This window comes from Litoreibacter sp., assembly GCF_039974535.1.
GTDB lineage: Bacteria > Pseudomonadota > Alphaproteobacteria > Rhodobacterales > Rhodobacteraceae > Litoreibacter.
Genome location: NZ_JBDWIU010000012.1, coordinates 327,494 through 344,804 on the forward strand (window position 1 = coordinate 327,494; position 17,311 = coordinate 344,804).

Sequence of the window (17,311 nt, forward strand, 5' to 3'; positions counted from 1 at the left end):
ATGAGCAGATCGTGTTGCTTACCCCCCAACATGATCGAATATGACCGTCTCGACGGCGTGCGGGGTTTTCATTGAACCTACCCCTTCAAACGCGAAACGAGGAGCGCATTGCTGCGCTCCTCGTCCCGTGGTTGGTGCCCAGCCGGGAGCAGACCCGGCCAGCGGGCCTCTTAGGCATATTTCGAGCTCTTGGAGAGCGTGAATTTGCCGTTGTCGGTTTTTACGATTTTGCCAGTGCGTAGCAGCGAGCCGAAGGCGCGGAGGCCATCTTCACGCGACGGCGCATCTGGGCCGGAAATCGTTGCCAATTTGCGCATTAGCATCGGGCGGGTGAAGTGATCGGCCCTCTCGATTTCAATGTAATGCGCAGCGGCGGCTTCTAGCAGGTCAGGAAGTTCCAACGCACCAGCTTTAGCAGCGTATTCGGCAAAGCTGATCTGTTCTTCTTCGTTGAACAGGTTCTCATCTTCGTCGAATTGCTCGTCTTCGTCTTGCAGGGCAAGGTTGCCATGGGTCACGCGGCGTGGGCGCACGTCAACGGTAGGGGCCGAGGCCGCTACTGCATCTGCAGCTTCTTCCGGTTGATCGATCCGTAGCTCACTGATCAAAACCAAAGGCGATGGGCGATCCGAGCGGTTGCTTTTCGCTACGGGACGGCCAGGGCGAACAACGCGGGCCAGATCATCGCGATACTGGTCCAGTTCTTCTTCCTCGCGTTTGTCCGCGGCCTTGGCGATGCTGCTGTCGGCTTTGGTCGCGGCAACGGCTGCTTTAAGATGCGCGATGGAGGCGCGGCGAACCGAGCTTTCATCGTTATCTAGGCGCGAACCAGTTGTCGTCATCAAACGCTCAATCGCGTCATCCTCGTTCATGGCAGCAAGCGACTTGCGTTTGCGCTCTTCTACGCGCTCTGCTTTCGCTGCAGCCATGTCAGCATCTTCAACCGGCGCGTCTTCGATGACGGCTTCAGCGTTGTCTTCCATCAAGGATTTCAACACGTCATCGTCGTCGCTTGACCCATCAAGGCTTTCCAACTCTGCGGTTTCTTCTGCGTCGTCCTCAACTGGTTCGTCGAAGGAGATTGGCGTGTCCATAGAGCCAGTCAGGCGGGACAAGATACTGTCTGAATCGTCGTCTTGTGGTTCGTCTTCCGCTTCGACTTCGGTCTCAGCCTCTACTTCAGCCTCAACTTCGGTGTCGATTGCAGCGTCGGCGCTAGCCTCGACCTCAACTTCAGCCTCGACCTCAACTTCTTCCACTTCAACGGCAGGCGCGTCGATGGTTGCGACTTCAGCTTCCACTTCGGCCAATTCGGCCATCAGTTCTGCTTCCATTTCAGGCGGCAGTTCTGCTTCTTTGGCTGCCTGAGCGGCTTCCATGTCGGCACGAGAAATCTTTTGAACGATGATACGGCGGCGCGGCTTAGTGCGCGGTGCCTCTTCTTCGATCGCAACACCGTCGTCTTCGGAAGCTACAGGAACATCCGCTTGTGGCTCAGCCTCGGCTTCGGCTTCTGCATCGGCCTTTGCTTTTGCCTCGGCTTCCGCGTCGGCCTTTGCTTTCGCCTCGGCTTCTGCTTCCGCATCGGCCTTTGCTTTTGCCTCGGCTTCCGCTTCTGCATCGGCCTTCGCTTTTGCCTCGGCCTCAGCTTCCGCATCAGCCATATCTTTAGCTTCGCCCTCGACGGCGTCTTCATCGGGTGTATTCAAACCCGCCATGACAGCGTCTAAAGTGCTTCCATCTTCTTGGTCGTTCAGACCAATTTCAACCGGAGTGTCGAACAGCGCGCTTGGGGCCGTTTCTTCGAAGTCGGTGTCCGTCGCCGCAAATTCTTCTGCATGCTGGTCTTCGCTGAAGGGAGCCGGGCTTGCGTTCTCGCGGGCCACGACCGCGCGGATGCGTTGCAGCTTTTCTGCGACCGTATCGCCCTCAGTCGCTTTTGCTTCCTGAGGTGCCTGCGTCGGCGCAGCTGTCGGCATTGCAGGGGCCACTGTTGCGCGCACAGGTGTTTGCTGCGGGGCAATTGGCACCTCTGCAACGGATGTCATGACCTCAGCGGTATGTGCCGGTGTCTGCTCTACCGGAACTTCTGCTTTGGGCATTTCAACTGCAAGGGCAGGGGGCGTTGGCGCAACAGGCTGCTGCGCCTCTTGTTGACGCAAGATCACACCGTTTTCTGCCAGTTCGGCAGCGACGCGGCGCTGGATCGTGCTTTCTGCAATTTTATGCAGCATATCTGTATCTGGTGTCGGAGGCTCCGCACCAAAGTAGCGGTCATCAGCCGCTAGATCACGGAAATACTCCGCAATTGCTTTCATCGTCGAGAACGGTTCGTCGAACCCCTCTAGAGTACATGAAAACGTCCCATATGAGACTGTTAAAATTTTACTATCACCAACCACGGTAAACTCACTTTCTCCCACCACGGACCAAAGCTAACACTTGGAATTTGCAGACTGGAAACAAAAACAGGCCAATTCAGATGATTTTTACGTAGAAATCTTGCCGTTTGTTTCCAGTGTGTCCATTAATACACGCACTATGGCAAGAATTGTACACACCCCCTTATTTGTGACACTTTTGGGTGGGGGTCCGACACATTTTAGACATGTAATTCAATCGTTTAAACGTGCACCGATTCTCGTTTGTGCGGATGGCGGGGCTGAGCTTGCAATGGCAAATGATACGATTCCTGAGGCCGTGATCGGGGATATGGATAGCCTAAGTGCCCAAACCCGAGAGCAGCTGGACCCAACCAGCGTTCATCATATTGCAGAGCAAGACAGCACCGATTTCGAGAAGTGCTTACGCTCGATTGAAGCCCCAGCGATTCTTGCGCATGGATTTACGGGCGGGCGGTTGGATCACGAATTGGCGGCTTGCACGGCATTGGTCCGCCATCCCGAGCAGGCCTGTATATTGATGGGGGAGGAGGACTTGTGCTTCTTGGCTCCGCATGAGTTTGAGATCGACTTGCCAGCGGGGACGCGGTTCTCTTTGTACCCAATGGGTGAGGTGTCTGGCCGCAGTCACGGTTTGAAGTACCCTATTGACGGACTGCTTATGTCGCCTGCGACACGCGGGGGCACGTCGAACGAGGTGACAGGGCCGGTCAAAGTCACCGTGAACACGCGATTGATGTTAATTTTATTGCCAGTCGAACACGTTGACTTGGTGCTCAAGTCATTGGTGTCGCCCAGTCAATGATAGGGACCAATGACTGGGCTGCGCGATCCACTTGATAAATAGATGTACGCGGCTGAGGGCGGCGTAAGGTATAGAGAACACATTTTTCGCGGCTTTAAGTCTCGCACCGCGCGGGCATAAGGCGTATAAGCGCCTCGGACACCATTCGAGGACACCTCTATGTCAGGCACGCTATCCCCCATTGATAAGGCTAAGTTCGTCGCAGCTAAGCGAGCGGTAGATTATGTGGAAGATGGCATGAAGGTCGGACTGGGGTCCGGATCCACGGCCGCATGGATGGTGAAATGCCTAGGCGAGATGGTCAGAAATGACGGGCTAAAAGTTACGGGCGTCGCGACGTCCAAACGCACTGCTGACCTAGCTCAGAGCGTTGGTGTGCCCATTGTGACGCTGGATGAGGCGAAGTGGCTGGATCTGACGATTGATGGCGCGGATGAATATGACCACAACCTTAACTTGGTCAAAGGCGGCGGTGGCTCACTGCTGTTGGAGAAAATCGTGGCGACGGCATCCGACCAAATGGTTGTGATTGCAGACCTATCCAAGCAGGTTGAAACCCTTGGCACCTTTCCGTTGCCGATAGAGGTAATCCCATTTGGCTGGAAAACCTCCAAGGCCTTGATTGAAGAAACACTGGTGAATTTGGACGTTTTGGGCCGCAACTCATCCTTGCGCATGAATGGGGCCGCTCCCTTTGTCACGGACGAGGGCAACTTTATTCTAGACCTAGAGCTGCGCCGAATTGGCAACCCACGCCAACTGTCGCTGGTGATGAACCAAATACCGGGCGTGGTGGAGAACGGGCTTTTCATCGATATTTGTGACGTGGTTGTGATTGGCAATGGCGACGGCACTGTGGAAGTTCGCGATATTAACAACGGGACCGTGGAGCGCGAACAGATCGACGTGCAAGAGACGGACAACCTGTTTGTCGACATAGCAGATTAAGTAAGGACGACTCTCTGATGGAATTTGACTTTGACCTTTTCGTAATTGGTGGCGGCTCTGGCGGCGTGCGTGCAGCGCGTGTGGCTGCGGGCGGCGGCGCAAAAGTGGGTTTGGCCGAGGAAAGCCGTATGGGCGGCACCTGCGTCATCCGCGGGTGTGTCCCCAAAAAGCTGATGGTCTTTGCATCCAGCTACACCGGCGCGATGAGCGAAGCTGAGGATTACGGCTGGGAAGTTTCCATGGGGGACTTTGACTGGACCAAATTCTCCACACGTCTGAATGGTGAGTTGGATCGTCTTGAGGGAATTTACCAAAACCTGCTGAAGAACTCCGGCGTTGAAGCCTTCTTGTCGCGCGCGACCGTCGTGGATGCGCACACAGTCGCTTTGGCCGACGGCACAAAGAAAACTGCCAAACACATCTTGATCGCTACCGGCGGGCGTCCTGTGCGTCCAAACGAGAGCTTTGATACCAATCTGGCGATGGTGTCTGACGACATCTTCCATATGGACGCGCTGCCCAAGTCGATGCTGATCGTTGGCGGCGGGTTTATTGCCTGCGAGTTCGCCTGCATCATGCACGGGCTGGGCGTGGACGTGACATTGTTCTACCGCGGGGACCAAATCCTGCGCGGCTTCGACGATGAGGCACGCGGCCTGATTGCCGACATGATGAAGGCACGGGGCATTGATTTGCGCGTGGGCACCAATGTTGAAGACATGCAAAAAGCCGACGGCGGCGTGCAGGTCAAAGCAACTGACGGCACCGAGGCACTTTTTGAGAAAGTCCTCTACGCGACGGGCCGCGCACCTAACACCGATGGTTTGGGCCTTGAGAATGTGGACGTTGAGCTTGGTCGCGGTGGGGCGATCACCGTGGATGAGTACAGCCAAACTGGCCAGCCCTCGATCTATGCGATTGGCGATGTGACCAACCGCGTGAACCTGACGCCTGTGGCAATCCGCGAGGGCATGGCCTTCGTTGAAACTGTCTTTAATGGCAATCCGACACCTGTGGATCACGACTTGATCCCGGCGGCAGTCTTTACGCAGCCAGAGCTGGGCACCGTCGGCATGTCCGAGGAAGAGGCCAGCAAAGCGGGTCCGGTTGATATCTACTCCACCTCGTTCAAGCCGATGCAGCAAAGCTTTATTGGCCGCGAGGACCGCGTGTTGATGAAACTGGTGGTCTGCAAGAACACCGATGTCGTGCTGGGTTGCCACATCGTGGCCCCTGCGGCAGGCGAAATGATCCAGCTCGCGGGCATCGCCGTGAAGATGAAAGCGACCAAGGCTCAGTTCGACCAAGTCTGCGCAGTTCACCCGACCATGTCGGAAGAGCTGGTTACTATGAAGGCACCTGTAAGAAGCGCTTGATATTGGGGCCGTTGGGCCCCACTTATCACCAAGCAATAGAACATATACGAATTGACAAGAGGATAATGCTGCATGGCCGGTAACAATGGCGGACCTTGGGGCGGCGGTGGAAACCGCGGCGGGGGAGATGATCGAGATGGGTCTAACGGCTCCAACAACAATGGGTCGAACAATGGCGGCGGGCGCAAACCCGGCGGTGATATCCCTGAGATCGATGAGCTGATGAAAAAAGGCCAAGAGCAGTTGCGCGTCCTGATGGGCGGTCGCGGCGGTGGCTCTAACAATGGCACAGGCGGCGGTGGCTCCGGCTCCGGTGGTGCAGGATTTACGGCGGGGACCTTTGGCCTCATCGCTTTGGGCGCGGTGGCGGTCTGGTTGTTCCAGTCGTTCTACACTGTGAAGCCTGAAGAGCAGTCCGTTGAGCTGTTCCTTGGCGAATACTCCGCCACTGGCGAGCCGGGTCTGAACTTTGCGCCTTGGCCTGTGGTCACTGCAGAAGTTCTGCCCGTAACCCGCGAGCAAATCGAGGACATTGGCCTTGGTGGCAACGGCTCTGCGGGCCTAATGCTGACCACGGATGAAAACATCGTTGATGTGGACTTCCAAGTGATCTGGAACATCAACGACCCAGCCAAATTCCTGTTCAACCTTGCGGAACCTCGTGCAACCATCCGCGCGGTGTCTGAATCCGCGATGCGTGAAGTTATCGCGCGTTCCGAGCTGGCTCCGATCTTGAACCGTGATCGTCAGGCAATTGCCGACACCACGAAGGAGTTGATCCAAGCGACGATGGACCAATACGATTCTGGTGTGAACATCGTGCGCCTCAACCTCGACAAGGCTGACCCGCCACGTGAGGTAATCGACAGCTTCCGTGAAGTGCAGGCCGCAGAGCAGAAACGTGACACGTTGCAACGCCAAGCGGATGCATATGCCAACCGCCAGCTTGCTGGTGCCCGTGGTGAAGCGGCCCAGCTGCTAGAGCAGGCCGAAGCGTACCGCGCGCAGCAGGTCAACCAAGCCGAAGGTGAGGCATCCCGCTTTACCGCCGTTTTGGAAGAGTACAAGAAAGCGCCCGAAGTCACCCGCAAACGCCTATGGCTGGAAACAGTCGAGCGCGTTTATGCCGGTGCCGACAAAATCATCCTCGACAGCTCCTCCGAGGGCGGGCAGGGCGTTGTCCCTTACTTGCCGCTCAATGAGTTGCGTCGCACGACATCTACCGGAGGGTCCAACTAATGACCAAAGGAACCATATCCCTGATCGCCCTCGTGGGGATCATCTTTGTGATCCTGTCGTCGGTGTTCATCGTCGACGAGCGTGAAAAAGCGCTAGTGATGCAATTCGGGCAGATCAAATCTGTAAAAGAAGAACCTGGCCTGTCATTCAAAGTTCCGTTTGTTCAGGAAGTTGTCAAATATGATGCGCGTATCTTGCCGTTGGATACCGTTCCGACCGAGGTTACCCCATCTGATGACCGTCGTTTGGTTGTGGACGCCTTCGCGCGTTACCGCGTCAAAGATGTGATCCAATTCCGCCAAGCGGTTGGTGTCGGCGGTCTTCGTGCGGCTGAAGCCCGTTTGGAAGGCATCCTGAACCCCGTTATTCGTGAGGTTCTGGGTTCGGACGGTGTGACATCTAACACCATCCTGTCCGCTGACCGTGCCGAGCTAATGCAGCGTATTACCACACAAGCCCGCGCCAAAGCATTGCCGCTGGGTCTTGAGGTTGTGGATGTGCGCCTGAAGCAAACCAACCTGCCAGAGCAGAACCTTGACGCGACATTCAGCCGTATGCGTGCTGAGCGTGAACGTGAAGCCGCGGACGAGATTGCGCGCGGTGAAGAAGCTGCGTTGCGTGTGCGTGCGCAAGCTGACCGTACGGTGGTAGAGCTGGTGTCTGAGTCCCAAAAGACCGCAGACGTTGTTCGTGGTGAGGCTGATGCCCGCCGGAACGCCATCTTCGCGCAAGCCTACGGCGCTGACGAGGAATTCTTTGAATTCCGCCGCTCGCTGGATGCCTATGAGAAGTCGATCAAAGGCAGCAACTCCACGCTGGTGATCAACCCCGACAGCCCGTTCTTCGACTACCTGAAGTCCGACTTGGGCGCGGCGGCGAACTGATGCTAACCCATATTGCGCTGGCCGTAGGGCTTGTGCTTGTGATTGAGGGGCTGGTGCTTGCACTGGCCCCTTCGCGTATGGAGGACATCCTCAAAGCTATGAGCCAAATCCCCCATGAGACCCGCCGCCTGTTGGGGTTGGCGGCATTGGCACTTGGTGTTTTTCTGGTTTGGGTCGCCAAGGGCGCGTTCTGAGCGGGACGGAAAGCATAGACAAGCCCGCATGATCTGGGCAGTGTGTGGTGAAAATTATTAGAGACCGCAATGCTTCGTATTTTTAAGACCTCCGCAATTATCGCACATGGCGGTGCCGCCGCTGCATCCCTGTATTACGCCTGGCTGGTGTCGCAGTCGGCGTACGTAAAGACCGGCCTACAGTTTATTACTCCCTTACTTATCATATTGATGGCGCATCTGTGCTGGATCGCCGCCACACGCGGCTTTGCGCAGGGCTTCGCGAGGGTGGCATTTAGCCGTACCGCGCAAACCTCCATCGGGATGGCTGCGATCTTGCTGCTTGGAAGCTTCATTGCACCTCAACCCGCGACCGCATCTGCGTTAGACGCGGTTGCTGGGTTAATCTCAGGGATGCTCGGGGTGATGTTCTGTGTCGCCATCGTCGTGGGGGTGGCATCCATTTTAGCCGCTATAGGGTATGTACTGTTTAAAGGAGGTGCTGCCGTTGTGAATGCTTTGAGCCGAGGTGATCGCGACGGCCCTGACAGCCGTTTGTTCGATTTCGGCAGCGTGGGTTTGGCGACAGCTGCTCTGTGTGTTTGCAGCTTGGAGGGCTTGCCCAACTCATACGCCTTTGGGGTCGCGAATGAAGGCGTAGCGTCACGCTTTGTCGACGCGTCTCCGGCCAAAGTTTGGGACGCGATGGGGGTGGCCACATCTCCCAGCTTCCCATTGCCGGACATATTGCAGGTGTTCCCGCAGCCGGTGGGCGTGGTGATCGATGAAGGCGTAGGGCTTGGTGCCATGCGCAAGGTCAAAATCGCGGGTCGCGAGGGGACAGGCTACCTGACTTTGCAAGTGGTGGAGCGCACGCAAACGACTGCGGTCTTCAAGGTTCTCTCAGATACCAGTCCCATTGGGCGCTGGGTGCAGCACCAATACCTAACCTATTCCGTGGTGCCTGACGGGGAGGGCACGCGCCTGTCTGTCAGCTTGGAGTATGACCGCCTGCTTGCGCCGTCGTGGTTCTTCACCCCGTTGACCAAAGGGGCGGCGCATCTGGCCATGGATGTGTTGGCACGCGATGTTGCCACCCGCGCCGAAGGGTAGGGTATGGAGCCGCCCGTCAATTGGGTCGCAACGGAGCGGGTCATCCCCGAGGCGGGCACATGCGCCGTGTCGGGGCAGGTGAAAGCAGATCCGGTCAAGGTGGCGTGGGTGATGGGCCACGCGGTGGCGGGCCTTTTTGGGGTTATCGCCTTTCCTCAGCTCGATGCGCTCCTTGTCTTTATTGTCCTGTCTGGCGTGACTATTTGCGCGGGGCATTCAGTAGGCATGCATCGGCTGCTTATCCACCGCAGCTTTGAGGCGCCTCGTTGGATCGAATACCTCTTGGTTTGGCTGGGGACACTGGTAGGCATGGCGGGGCCATTTGGAATGATCCGCGCCCATGACATGCGCGACTGGCATCAGCGCCAACCGGTTTGCCCACCCCATCCATCGCATGAGGCGGGGTTTTGGCGCGATGCGTGGTGGCAGATGTGCTGCCGGTTCGACCTCGCTAAACCCCCTAGGTTCACAATCGAGGCAGAGGTGGCGGATGATCCTTTCTACCGAAGCGTTGAGCGCACATGGATGGCACAGCAATTGCCCCTCGCAATACCGCTGTATCTTATGGGGGGATGGGCGTGGGTTCTTTGGGGTATCAGCCTGCGCATCTTCGTCTCACTTAGCGGGCATTGGATGGTGGGTCACTTCGCGCATCGCCGTGGGCAGCAGGGGTGGTGCGTCGAGGGGCTTCCTGTGCAAGGCTATAATCTGCCCGGATGGGGGCTGCTCACCTTTGGGGAGAACTGGCACGGCAATCACCACGCCTTCCCACATTCGGCGCGGCTGGGAATTGAGCGGGGGCAGCTTGATCCGGGGTATTTGTTTATCAAGATATTGTCGCGGATGGGGTTGGCATGGAACGTTAAGACACCAGAAGCCCTGCCACCACGCGAAGGTTTGATGCGGGTGGAGGTGACGGAAGCGGTAACGCGCTCATCACTTTCGTAACGTTTAAGAGCATGATTTTGCCGATGTTAATGTTCATATGTGTTATGTTGGCTTGAACTAGACTGTCACAACTCTCACAGTGAGTTGAAGCAATGCGACAGACCTGAAGGTTGATTACCCCCGTGCGCATGCACAGATTGAGTGCACAGCGTATCCCTCTTCGGCGATTGGTGGGGAGCGCAAGATAGGCAGACTTCGCACAGAGGAGCGAAAACGTGAAAGCAGATATTCTTACAGTGACCGACCGACAGGCAAGGCCGATGAAGGCCCTTGCGATGTTGGTGCTGGGGTTTGCATTGGTTCTGGCGCAAGCCATTGCAGCCAACGCTAAAATCCCTGAGAGCTTCGCAGACTTGGCCGATAAGGTCAGCCCTGCGGTTGTAAACATCACGACCTCCACAACTGTGGCAGGGGTTGAGCCGGGACAGGGCCAACGCCCGATTGTGCCCGAAGGCTCGCCGCTGGAAGACTTCTTCAAGGATTTCCTTGATCGCCAGCAAGAGGGTCAGCGCCCGCGCCGCTCCTCCGCACTGGGGTCGGGTTTTGTGATCTCCGAAGACGGCTACATCGTCACGAACAACCACGTGATCGACAAAGCCGATGAGATCGAGATCGAGTTCTTCTCGGGCGATAAGCTGACGGCCACGCTGATCGGCACCGACCCGAAGACCGACATCGCCTTGCTGAAGGTAGACAGCGAGAAACCATTGCCCTTCGTGTCCTTTGGTGACAGCGACGCCGCACGTGTTGGCGATTGGGTTGTGGCCGTTGGTAACCCGTTGGGCCAAGGGTTCTCGGTCTCTGCGGGTATCGTGTCGCAACGTGGCCGTGCTTTGTCGGGCACTTACGACGATTTCATTCAGACGGATGCTGCGATCAACCGCGGGAACTCGGGCGGTCCATTGTTCAACGTGGATGGTGGCGTCATCGGCGTGAATACGGCGATCTTGTCCCCGTCGGGTGGCTCGATCGGGATTGGCTTCTCGATGGCGTCTAACGTTGTGACCAAGGTTGTGGACCAGCTCAAAGAGTTCGGCGAAACCCGTCGTGGCTGGTTGGGTGTTCGCATCCAAGATGTGACCGAGGATGTGGCGGAAGCGCTGGAACTCGCATCAGCCAAAGGTGCTTTGGTAACTGACGTGCCAGATGGTCCCGGTAAGGATTCCGGTATTGAGGCGGGCGACGTTATCACCACGTTTGATGGCAACGAAGTTAAGGACACACGCGGCTTGGTTCGCCTGGTGGGCAACACCGAAGTGGGCAAGGCGGTTCGCGTGGTTGTGATCCGCGAAGGCAAGTCCGAGACACTGAAGGTGACATTGGGCCGCCGCGAAGAGGCTGAGGCCACTGCGGTTCCGGTTGTTCTGGACAAAGAAGAGATCGAGGAAAGCAAGATCATGGGCATGACCGTGGCCGTGCTGACCGACGACCTGCGAGAGCAGCTTGGTTTGGACGCGTCACTGGATGGCTTGGTGGTCAAGGATGTGGCTGAAGACAGCGACGCCTTTGAGAAGGGCCTACGTGCAGGCGACTTGATCGTTGAAGCTGGCCAGCAAAAGATTTCGTCTGTTGACGATCTTGAGGCCCGCATCGAGGACGCTAAGGAAGCGGGGCGCAAGTCCTTCCTGATGCTCATCCGCCGCGACGGTGACCCACGCTTCGTGGCGCTTAGCTTGGACGGGTGATCCGCCCTAATAGAGACAGGAAAGGGCGCTCCGATTGGGGCGCCCTTTTTCGTTGCTTAAGTCTGGGCCCGTGATGCCGCTATGTCAAAGTACAGGAATGGCAACCGGAGGGACCCTTTTGAGGGTTTGAACTTTCCCCTCAATCCCGACCCTAGAATTCGCCAGTTTTTCAGCAGCTTCCGTCTTGGAAATGATGCTTTTAATCGCGCCCAATGACTTATTAACTTGATCCGCTGTCTTTAGAGTTCTTCGAAGAACCGATAACGGGGCGGACCTACCTGGCATAGTCTTCAATGCGCCAAGTAGAACTTCAATACTTCCTATGAGCGCTTGTTGATATAACACCTCTGTATGTTGGCTGTTCAGCCTAAGCGCTTGGTTCAGGCTTGTTCCGCGTTGCATGAACCAACGAATGCTATTGTCGAAATTTTTGTCGCCACTAAAGGGGTAGGTCTGGATTTCCACGACGCTGCGTGACCCTCCTGTGGAGACGATGCCGACCCAGACGAACCCGACGCGAGGGATTTCTACTGGGCCGAAACCGCGCGCTAAAATTTGATCAGGTGTACGCCCCCCTAAAAGAGGGTTAGCCGAATTGCGCCATTCCAAATGCTTCGCCTTTTTCAAAGCGTTGTCGGTCCCTTTTTGGGCCAGCCGTGATCTCCACCCGTGCTTGTAATGGTTTGGGGGAATGTATGTGCCATATAGGGACATGTAATTTTTGAAAGGCAACTTCAACGCTGCCGCCATCACGGCGCTAGAGCTGCCGCTGAAATCAATTTTGTAACGATCTCGCCCAATTCCCAGGGTTTGCTGAATTGTAGTCGAGGGAGGGAGGGTCGCCGACTTGAAGAGTGCTGCAATAACCTCTTCTTCCGTTGTCGAAACGGGCTTCACGTCAACTTCCATAAATTTCTTGAAATCATCAATTTGGTGGAGCGCGCATTTAATCTTGCCAATGCGGTGGTAGGAAATGTTTTCAGACATAATCTATTACCTCGTAGGTTAATCAATTGTCATGGGATCACACCAGAAATTCGATGTGCTTGTTCTCTGGATTCAACGCCAGTTTTAATGAGGGCGCCTTCTTAAATGCTATCTGCAGACAATAGGCTCACATAAATTGAGAGGCCTTATCGGGGTAGGTCATGAACCAAGTTTAGCTCAGCGGTTGGCATCTAAGGAGTAGCCTATGAAACTTGATCCCTCTGCAGAACGCGAGGCAATGTCTATCATCATTACTAAAAAGGGACAACAAATACCAATTTAGTCTGTTGACGACGGTGTTTCGCCTTGTGGGCAAAACAGTCCGTGTGGTTCCGGTTGTTTGAAAAAATGAGATTGAGGCTGCTAAGGAAGCCGGCGCAAGTCCCTCCTACACTGTACCGTCGCGATGGTGTCCCACCCATAGATAGATAGGGAAGGGCGCTCCGATTTTGTTGGTTTCAGCTGTTGGTTGAGGCGCGGGGGGGCAATACGTTGCTATGCGTCCGTTGGTTTGCTAATCAATTTTGATTGAAGCACAAAACGCATTGGACATGTCATGAAAGCCGTACGCCGCCCCTTGTTTTGGTACAAGCTGTCGATGTGGTTAATGTCCTTCGTGATCGCTGGGCTGCTGATCCAACTGGGCGGCAAGATCATGTCCGATGTGCCCACAGCTGGTAAGCGGATTTCGCATGTTGAATTTGTTGAAACGGACAAGCTCGATGCCGTTGAGGTCAAAATCGCGGGCTTGGAGACGCAGCAACGCGTAAATGAGGACGCGATTGAGGATGCACGCTTTCGCGTCGATTCTTTTGCTCTCGATTATAAGGTCCAACGTGACAGCTTTGAGCGTTGGTTGAGGACACGAACAGCAATTGGATCGAGTGATCAAGATCCTGAAGTGATCAAACGCGTAGAGGCCATTGAGCGAATAAAGCTCGAAGAGCGCACAGCTGCCCGAGAAATTCAGGAGCTTGAGCGAACGTCACAAGAATTGCGCGACCAGTTGTCGGAACTTCACGGTGAGCGGGCGCAAATCCATAATGATGCGGACGCCCCTTATGAGGCCGCTCGTAAGTTCGAAGTGCTGAAGGTGTTCTTGCTCCGCTTGGCGCTGACCTTGCCGTTGCTGTTGATTTCCGCGTGGATGATTGCCAAAAAGTGGCGCTCGACCTACTGGCCGATTTATCGCAGCTTTATCCTGTTCTCGCTGTTCGCCTTCTTTGTGGAATTGGTGCCTTACCTGCCATCTTATGGCGGGTACGTGCGCTACATTGTGGGGATCACAATGGCGCTCATCTTTGCGCATTTCACGATCAAAAAGATGACGGCTTATCTCAAGAACAAGAAATCTGAAGAGCAACGCCCCGAGACCGAGAAACGCAAGCTGATCGAATATGAAACGGCTGTGAAGAAGATCTCAAGCGGCGTTTGCCCCAGTTGTGACCGTGGGTTTGGGGCGAAAAAGAAACGTGCAAAGGGCGCGGCGGAGGACGCTCCACAAGTGGACTACTGTGTTCACTGCGGATTTTGTCTGTTTAGCGAATGCACGAATTGCGGAACGCGTGAGAACTCTTTCTACAAGTTCTGCGGTACATGTGGCGTCCCATCGCAAAGCAATACAGCACCGGAAGGGGCCTAAGTATCTGAGGCCTCTGCTGGTTCAATCTCAACTGCGATCAATCCAAGCTGGCGTGCGGCAGACAGGCTAAGGACCGCACTGTCGAGGCCTTGTGGCGTTTGATATTTGTGCACTGCACGCAGGGTGCGCTGATCCAGAACGCCGTTGATGTCGCCGCGGTATACCCCGCGTACGGACAAGGCGCGTTGCAAGGTCATTACGAAGTCTGGCGTCATGTCCGCGTCGCAGGTGCGGGTAAACCAACGGCCTTCCCCCTCGTTAAATGTCTGCGGGCGGGTGACTTCACGATAAATTGCAGGAGACAGCTCTTCGCCATTTGGTCCGATCTGGGCCGGAGTGGCGATTATGATGTCTGATACGATCTGCGTGATTTGAGGCCCGGGAATATGCCCCCAACACATGCCGGGAATGTTGGACGGGGGCTTCATGTCGACGGGCATAATCGTGTTGGGCGAGAGCAGCTTGGTCACATCTGGGCCAACAGGCAATGGCGCACAGCCTGCCAATATAGCAAGCGAAATGGCAGCGCTAAGGCTGCGAGTTGTGGTCGTTTGGGGCATTTCTGCTCGGCCCTATGTTGTGCGATCTGATGTCGCGTTTCGTTAAGTGTAGCGCAAAACAAGTATAGGGGCCAAGACTGTGAAAAGGAGAGGCATGCGCAGTGCGGCTTTCGGGCAGCAATCGTCGGTGTCGCTAAGGGCTGGCAAAAGAGGGCGGCTTGCACTACATCCGTTTAAGAGAAATTGCTAAGACAGGGGCACTGATATGGCCAAAATTACATACATCGAGCACGGCGGCAAAGAGCATGTCGTTGACGTCAGCAACGGCTTGACCGTCATGGAAGGTGCCCGCGACAACAATATTCCGGGTATTGAGGCCGATTGCGGTGGCGCATGTGCCTGCTCGACTTGCCACGTTTATGTGGATGAGGCTTGGGTGTCTAAGGTTCCCGCGAAAGAGGCGATGGAGGAAGACATGCTGGACTTCGCATATGAGCCCAATGCGGACACATCCCGCCTGACGTGTCAGCTGAAGGTCACGGATGCATTGGACGGCCTTGTCGTACGCTTGCCTGAAAAACAAATCTGATTATGGCGCGGCGTCTAACGTCGCGCATTCTGCCCAGTCTCGCGCGCCGCGCGTGGCTGGTCGCGTGCTGTGTTGCAGGCGGGGCAGCCGCTGCCGACACAATTGTAGAGGCACGCTACGCCGATCCGACCACCCGCTACGCCCATGGTGTTCTAGGCGACGCCATCGAATGGGGTACGCTAGAGCTGGTGGTCGAGGATTGGGCACATAAGACCAAAGTCAAAATCAAGCTCCCCGAGGATCGCGTCTTTGAAGATGTGGAGCCGCGTTTGGCCGACGTTGATGGCGACGGAAAGCCTGAAGTGGTGGTCGTCGAGAGTCAGTTGAACACGGGCGCGCAATTGGCGGTCTACGACGAGACTGGCAAGATCGCTTTCACGCCGCATATCGGGCGCTCTAACCGCTGGCTATCCCCTGTGGGGGTGGCTGATCTGGACGGGGACGGGCATATTGAGTTGGCCTATATCGATCGCCCGCATTTGGCCAAGATTTTGCGGGTCTGGCGCTACCGCAATGGTGCGCTGGAACATGTTGCGGATCAACGCGGGCTGACCAACCACCGCATTGGCGAGACAGACATCGGTGGCGGCATACGTGACTGCGATGGCGGGATTGAGATGATCACCGCCACGGATGATTGGCGCCGCGTGATTGCGACCCGTTTTGACGGGCAGGACTTCAAATTGCGTGACCTTGGCCCGCATGAAGGCCGCGCCTCATTGAACGCGGCCTTGGACTGCCGCTAAAGCGCGCGCCAGCCTATGTCGGTACGGTTGAAGCCTTCTGGCCAGTTGATCTTGTCGACCATCGCATAAGCCCGCTCGCGCGCTTCGTTCAGGGAGGCGCCGCGTGCGGTGATGTTGAGGACGCGGCCTCCATTGGCCGTGATTTGGTCGCCATTGGCCTTCGTGCCCGCATGAAACACCATGTTGGAGCTATCCTCTGGCAAAGCCTCAAGCCCGCCAATGACGGTGCCTTTCTCATATGCGCCTGGGTAGCCCTTGGACGCCATCACGACTGTGATCGCATGGTCGTCGGCCCAGTTGATCTTGGCGGTGTCCAAACGTTCCTCGGCGCAGGCGAGCAACAGATCCAAGGCTTGCGCGCCTAGGCGCATCATCAGCACCTGACATTCCGGGTCGCCAAAGCGGCAGTTGTATTCCACAAGACGCGGCTGGCCGTCCTTGATCATGAAGCCCGCATAAAGCACGCCTTGGTAGGGGGTGCCGCGTTTGGCCATCTCATCAATAGTGGGCTGCACAATTTCCGCAATCGCCTTGGCGGCGATCTCGTCAGACAAAACAGGGGCGGGGGAATAGGCCCCCATGCCGCCTGTGTTGGGGCCTTCATCGCCGTCATAGGCGCGCTTGTGGTCTTGCGCAGTACCGATGGGCAGCACGGTTTTACCGTCCGACAGGATGAAGTATGAGGCCTCTTCGCCCTCCATGAACTCCTCGACCACCACTTCGGCACCTGCCGCGCCAAATCCGCCGCCCAGCATGTCGTCCAGCGCGTCTAGTGCCTCTTGCAACTCCATCGCCACAACAACGCCTTTGCCGGCCGCCAAGCCGTCGGCTTTGATCACAATGGGAGCGCCTTGCTCAATCACGTAGGTCTTAGCCGCTTCAAGGTCGGTGAAATGCGCGTAACCTGCGGTGGGCGCGTTGGCCGCGTCGCAGATTTCCTTGGTGAAGCTTTTGGATGCCTCAAGACGCGCGGCAGCCGCCGACGGCCCAAAGCACAAGATGCCCGCGGCTCGCAACCTGTCGGCCACGCCGGCAGCCAATGGGTCCTCTGGGCCGATGATAACAAAGTCGATGGACTGGCTCTGGGCGAAGTCCACCACCGTGTCAGGGTTCATAATGTCCAAAGCGGCGCATTCCGCCACGCCCGCAATTCCGGCGTTTCCGGGGGCCACAATCAGCCTGTCGCACTTGGGATTTTGCTTTACGGCCCAAGCCAATGCGTGCTCGCGTCCGCCGCTTCCAAGGATCAATATGTTCATAGTCGCTTCCCCTTC

General features: G+C 56.3%; 16 protein-coding genes. 12 read left to right on the forward strand and 4 right to left on the reverse strand.

The genetic code is table 11. The features are described 5' to 3' along the window. Positions 1-170 precede the first annotated feature (170 nt). Positions 171-2,402 carry a hypothetical protein gene (locus ABJN86_RS14605; protein WP_348363266.1) on the reverse strand — a complete coding sequence of 744 codons (2,232 nt, stop codon included), beginning with the start codon at positions 2,400-2,402 and terminating at the stop codon, positions 171-173. 139 nt (positions 2,403-2,541) lie between these two features. Here ABJN86_RS14605 and ABJN86_RS14610 point away from each other — a divergent pair, with 139 nt between their 5' ends. From ABJN86_RS14610 to ABJN86_RS14650, 9 genes are all read left to right on the forward strand, one after another. Continuing rightward, positions 2,542-3,207, forward strand: coding sequence for a thiamine diphosphokinase (locus tag ABJN86_RS14610; protein WP_348363264.1), 666 nt, complete (start codon positions 2,542-2,544; stop codon positions 3,205-3,207). A 159-nt stretch (positions 3,208-3,366) separates the two neighbouring features. After that, positions 3,367-4,155 carry a ribose-5-phosphate isomerase RpiA gene (gene rpiA / locus ABJN86_RS14615; RefSeq protein WP_348363263.1) on the forward strand — a complete coding sequence of 263 codons (789 nt, stop codon included), beginning with the start codon at positions 3,367-3,369 and terminating at the stop codon, positions 4,153-4,155. A gap of 17 nt (positions 4,156-4,172) precedes the next feature. After that, on the forward strand, positions 4,173-5,531 hold the full coding sequence (gene gorA / locus ABJN86_RS14620) for a glutathione-disulfide reductase (protein ID WP_348363262.1): 1,359 nt from the start codon (positions 4,173-4,175) through the stop codon (positions 5,529-5,531). 72 nt (positions 5,532-5,603) lie between these two features. Beyond that, positions 5,604-6,770, forward strand: a complete 1,167-nt coding sequence (gene hflK, locus ABJN86_RS14625) for an FtsH protease activity modulator HflK (RefSeq protein WP_348363261.1) — start codon at positions 5,604-5,606, stop codon at positions 6,768-6,770. Further along, complete coding sequence (locus tag ABJN86_RS14630; protein ID WP_348363260.1) at positions 6,770-7,654, forward strand: protease modulator HflC; 885 nt, start codon at positions 6,770-6,772, stop codon at positions 7,652-7,654. The genes hflK and ABJN86_RS14630 overlap by 1 nt, the downstream gene beginning before the upstream one ends. Beyond that, a complete protein-coding gene (locus ABJN86_RS14635) occupies positions 7,654-7,848 on the forward strand; it encodes a DUF2065 domain-containing protein (RefSeq protein ID WP_348363259.1) in 195 nt (64 codons plus the stop codon). The genes ABJN86_RS14630 and ABJN86_RS14635 overlap by 1 nt, the downstream gene beginning before the upstream one ends. A 69-nt stretch (positions 7,849-7,917) precedes the next feature. Next, positions 7,918-8,940 (forward strand): SRPBCC family protein, encoded by a 1,023-nt coding sequence (locus ABJN86_RS14640; protein ID WP_348363258.1) that lies wholly within the window; start codon positions 7,918-7,920, stop codon positions 8,938-8,940. A 3-nt stretch (positions 8,941-8,943) separates the two neighbouring features. Next, positions 8,944-9,888 carry an acyl-CoA desaturase gene (locus tag ABJN86_RS14645; protein WP_348363257.1) on the forward strand — a complete coding sequence of 315 codons (945 nt, stop codon included), beginning with the start codon at positions 8,944-8,946 and terminating at the stop codon, positions 9,886-9,888. 260 nt (positions 9,889-10,148) lie between these two features. Next, positions 10,149-11,573, forward strand: coding sequence for a Do family serine endopeptidase (locus tag ABJN86_RS14650; RefSeq protein ID WP_348363770.1), 1,425 nt, complete (start codon positions 10,149-10,151; stop codon positions 11,571-11,573). Positions 11,574-11,657: 84 nt separating this feature from the next. On the opposite strand, the gene ABJN86_RS14655 is transcribed toward ABJN86_RS14650, so the two are convergent. Continuing rightward, positions 11,658-12,560 carry a hypothetical protein gene (locus tag ABJN86_RS14655; protein ID WP_348363256.1) on the reverse strand — a complete coding sequence of 301 codons (903 nt, stop codon included), beginning with the start codon at positions 12,558-12,560 and terminating at the stop codon, positions 11,658-11,660. 556 nt (positions 12,561-13,116) lie between these two features. Here ABJN86_RS14655 and ABJN86_RS14660 point away from each other — a divergent pair. After that, a complete protein-coding gene (locus ABJN86_RS14660; RefSeq protein ID WP_348363254.1) occupies positions 13,117-14,202 on the forward strand; it encodes a hypothetical protein in 1,086 nt (361 codons plus the stop codon). On the opposite strand, the gene ABJN86_RS14665 is transcribed toward ABJN86_RS14660, so the two are convergent. Continuing rightward, positions 14,199-14,762: a peptidoglycan-binding domain-containing protein gene (locus tag ABJN86_RS14665; protein WP_348363253.1), complete on the reverse strand. Its 564-nt coding sequence runs from the start codon at positions 14,760-14,762 to the stop codon at positions 14,199-14,201. The genes ABJN86_RS14660 and ABJN86_RS14665 overlap by 4 nt on opposite strands. Before the next feature lie 205 nt (positions 14,763-14,967). On the opposite strand from ABJN86_RS14665, the gene ABJN86_RS14670 reads away from it, so the two are divergent. Together ABJN86_RS14670 and ABJN86_RS14675 are read left to right on the forward strand one after the other, a co-directional pair. Then, positions 14,968-15,291 carry a 2Fe-2S iron-sulfur cluster-binding protein gene (locus ABJN86_RS14670; protein ID WP_348363252.1) on the forward strand — a complete coding sequence of 108 codons (324 nt, stop codon included), beginning with the start codon at positions 14,968-14,970 and terminating at the stop codon, positions 15,289-15,291. Positions 15,292-15,293: 2 nt separating this feature from the next. Continuing rightward, a complete protein-coding gene (locus ABJN86_RS14675; protein ID WP_348363250.1) occupies positions 15,294-16,037 on the forward strand; it encodes a VCBS repeat-containing protein in 744 nt (247 codons plus the stop codon). Here ABJN86_RS14675 and purD read toward each other — a convergent pair. Next, a complete protein-coding gene (gene purD / locus ABJN86_RS14680) occupies positions 16,034-17,296 on the reverse strand; it encodes a phosphoribosylamine--glycine ligase (RefSeq protein ID WP_348363249.1) in 1,263 nt (420 codons plus the stop codon). The two genes, ABJN86_RS14675 and purD, sit on opposite strands and share 4 nt — an antisense overlap. Positions 17,297-17,311: the final 15 nt, after the last annotated feature.